The 3,433-nt window shown below is 67.9% G+C and carries 2 protein-coding genes and 1 pseudogene; all 3 read right to left on the reverse strand.

Features of this window, described 5'->3' with window-relative positions:
- Positions 1–365, reverse strand: a pseudogene (locus ACWD35_RS45220) (IS4 family transposase); the annotation flags it as partial.
- Between the two features lie 144 nt (positions 366–509).
- Positions 510–2,252: a group II intron reverse transcriptase/maturase gene (gene ltrA / locus ACWD35_RS45225; RefSeq protein ID WP_451357137.1), complete on the reverse strand. Its 1,743-nt coding sequence runs from the start codon at positions 2,250–2,252 to the stop codon at positions 510–512.
- A 653-nt stretch (positions 2,253–2,905) separates the two neighbouring features.
- On the reverse strand, positions 2,906–3,433 hold a 528-nt coding region (locus ACWD35_RS45230), incomplete at its 5' end, for a transposase (protein WP_451357138.1).

Consider the following 3,433-nt stretch of genomic DNA (forward strand, 5'->3'; position numbering starts at 1 on the left):
TGCACGGTGATCTCGATGGCGGTGATCGGGGTGCTGTCGCGTGGACGCCCGTCGCGGTTCCAGATGTTGTAGCGGGAGGTTCCGCACTTGACGATGCGGGCAGACAGTCGCATCCGGCGCCCGGGGAGCAGTGCGTGCAGGACGCGGGCGCCGATGTGTCCCACCAGGTCGGAGCGGCTGTTCGGCCCTGAGGCCGCGGTCGTTCCGACGAGGCTGACCACCGTGTCGCGGGCGGCTTCCAGAGCGACGGTGAAGCCGGCTCGGTCGGGATCGCAGCCGGGCATTGTCTCCACCGCGGTCACCATGACCGAGCGCAGGGCCTGGTAGAGGGTGAGCAGTCCCCACATCTCCTGGTTGAGACCCACCGGGTCCTTCGAACGTAGAACTCGGCCTTTGAGCAGGGTGTGACGGAGCGCCAGGTAGGTGATCTCGATCTGTCGGGTAGGTGCGGCGCATTGCTGCGCCGCACCCCCCTCAGAACCGGACGGGCGGCGTTGACCGCATCCGGCTCAAGCAGGCCCTGAAGGTTTGCGGGCACCCAGAGTTGCTGGTCCGCTGCCACCGCGCCAGCGGTGGCAGCGGACGTGAATCAGTCGGAAGGCGGCGAGATCGCCAGGTTGGCCTCTTCCCGGAGCGACGGTGAGCGCGTTGCCGCGCATCGCGATCCGGGTTGCCCGCAGCCACTGCTCCCATTCCTGGGGGCTTTGCGGCTGCTGGTCGGCGTGCAGGAGGAGGTCTCCGCAGAGGGGGCACCGCCCGTGCTGCGCCTGGAGCAGGTGCAGCCGGGACGGACTGAGCGGGGGTTTGTTCCTGCGCCGCCGCGAGGCCCAGTAGTCGGTCAGCGCCGGGTCGTCGACGGACGCCCCCTTGGTGACCAACTGGTGCCTGACGATCTTGGTCCAGGCGAACTTGGTGAGGTAGCGGCCGGTCTCCCGGTCGCCGAAGACCCACCGATCCTGCCTGGAGGTGTTGAACCGGCCGAAGTACCGGGCTGTCACCCAGCCGTTCGGCTTGTTCGGGTGCGTGTGCCTGGCCCACTTGTAGACCAGCTTCCAGACGTGGCTGTCCAGCGAGGCGAACACCTCGCTGGAGACCACGCCCCGATAGTAGGCAGCCCAGCCCCGGATGATGGGGTTGAGCTTGGCGATCACCGCTGCCGCGTTCTGTCCCCGAAGGGCCAGTACTTCGGCGGTGAGCCGTGCCCGGATCCGTCGCACGGCCGCCTTGCTCGGCTTGATCAGCAGCATGCCGTGGTAGCGGCGGACGGTGAACCCCAGGAAGTCGCAGCCTTCGTCGAGGTGCGCGATGCGCGTCTTGTCCTCGTTGAAGGCCAGGCCCCTGGGCGCCAGCCACTCGGCGAGCCGTTCCTTGACCTGCTGGGCTTCGTCACGGCTGTGACAGAGCACCACCAGGTCGTCGGCGTACCTGATCAAGGTCGGAGAGCCCACTGCCAGTTCACCGGCGCGGGGGCCGGTTGTGCGGTAGCGGACTCCGGCAGCCTCTTCCATTCCGTGCAAGGCCACGTTCATCAGCGCGGGGGAGATGATCCCGCCTTGCGGGACCCCCTCCCCGGTCGGGGCGAAGGAGCCGCGATCGACCACTCCCGCCTTGAGCCACTGCTTGACCAGTCCCCGGGCGGGGAAGTGGCCGAGAGCGGTCAGGAGACGGACATGGTCGATGCGGTCGAACGCCGCCGCCAGGTCCGCGTCAAGGATCCACTGCCGCTTGGGGCTTTTGCCCTTGGCGGCCAGGAAGATCGCTCCGATCGCGTCATGGCAGCCGCGGCCGGGCCGAAATCCATAGGACCTCGGCTCGAACCGCGCCTCCCACTCGGGTTCCAACGCGTTCAGCGCCACGGCTTGAAGACACCGGTCGGTGATCACGGGAATTCCTAGGCCGCGCTGGCGGCCGTTGGCCTTGGGTATGAACACCCGCTTGACGGGCAGGGGCTTCCAGAGCGCCGCCCGATGCTGCATCCAGTCGGCCAGCTCGGCCTTTCCCTGGGGCAGCAGGACAGTCCTCCCGTCGATCCCTGCCGTCTTGCGGCCAGCATTGACCTCCGTCGCCCGCCGCACGCTCACCAGCGTGTTGGAGCGGGAACGGAGCATCAGTTTCTGGAGATTGCGGACCCTTTTGAGGTCCCCTGCCTGTGACGCCGTGAAGATCCGCTGCCTCAGCCGCCGTACTTCCTCTTCCGCGCCCGGCCAGTCGATCGACTGCCAGTCGGTGGAGTCGCCCTCCGGTCCGTTCACCGCATCGCCAGCGCCTCGGGCGGCAGCCGCCCGAGATGTTTGTGTCGTCACGGCGTCCAACTTGTCCTTCGGTTCCGGTGCTGATGGTCATCGATTCCCCACAGGCCCACCTGACCCACGTCAGCACCCTTTCGGGTCCGGGCGGAGCCCGTATCCGGCCGGTTGTCCGGAGAGACCAGCGGAGGTGCTGGCCATGTACTCCGGTTTCCCGCTGCCTTTCGGCCACCGGCATTGGCTTCTTGGGTCATCCTGTGCCCGCTGGGGAGTTGGGCCTTCCTTGCGGTCGGCTTACCGGGCGCCTTCGCATCCGGACCCCAACGGGGTTTCCACGTTCCACACGAGTGAGATACGACCGGGGTGGGTGCCCCCTAAACTCCGGGACGGCGATGCTCTCCCGGCTGGTGATGGGTGCCCAGCCGGCGCCTGCCGCTTCTCAGCGGCCAGTCCTGCACCCCGCTCCGACCTCCCATCGGCGGGGCCCACGATCACGAAGCATCATCAGGGGTTCACTCGCGTTCACCCGTCCGGTCTTCCCCTTGCCTGTAGCCCCCGGATGGAACGGGAGCTCTTGGGCTTCTCCTCCGGGCTTCACACCCCGCCGTTGCCAGCGACGCATGCCGGAGTGGGGACGGGCCCTGAGCACTGGCCCGGAACTATCCTGTCGACAGCAACTGCCGCCCTCCTTCAGGTAATTCACTCAAACTCGTGCGACTTCGTGTCGCACCCCAGCGCTCGTGGTAGAGACGCACCAGGTGGTCGGCGGGATCGGTGCGGTGGTCGTTGAGCGTGGTCAGCAGGCGGTAGGTCCCGCCGAAGTCGCCGCCGTCGGCGGTGCGGGAGTGGATCTCGGCCTCGATCACCCGCAGCGGGAGGCCCCCGATCCGGGTCAGGTAGGAGCCGTCGGGCAGCAGCGCCAGCACCGGCGGTCGTCGGGTGCTGGTGGCGCGTATCAGGAACTGAGCACCCTGGGTTGTGATGTCTGCGAGCAGTTCGTTGCTGTCGAAGGCGCGGTCCGCCAGGAGGAGCATGTCCGGGGTCAGGTGGCCGATCAGGTCGTGGGCGTAGTCGGTCTCGCCCTTGGAGGCGGGGCCGAAGACCGCTGCGATCAGGCCGCGGGTGCCTGTTTCGCACAGGGTCATGAGCATCAGCCGGGGGTAGCCGGTCGGGCCGTAGCGGCGTTC

This window comes from Streptomyces sp. NPDC002671 (assembly GCF_053592475.1).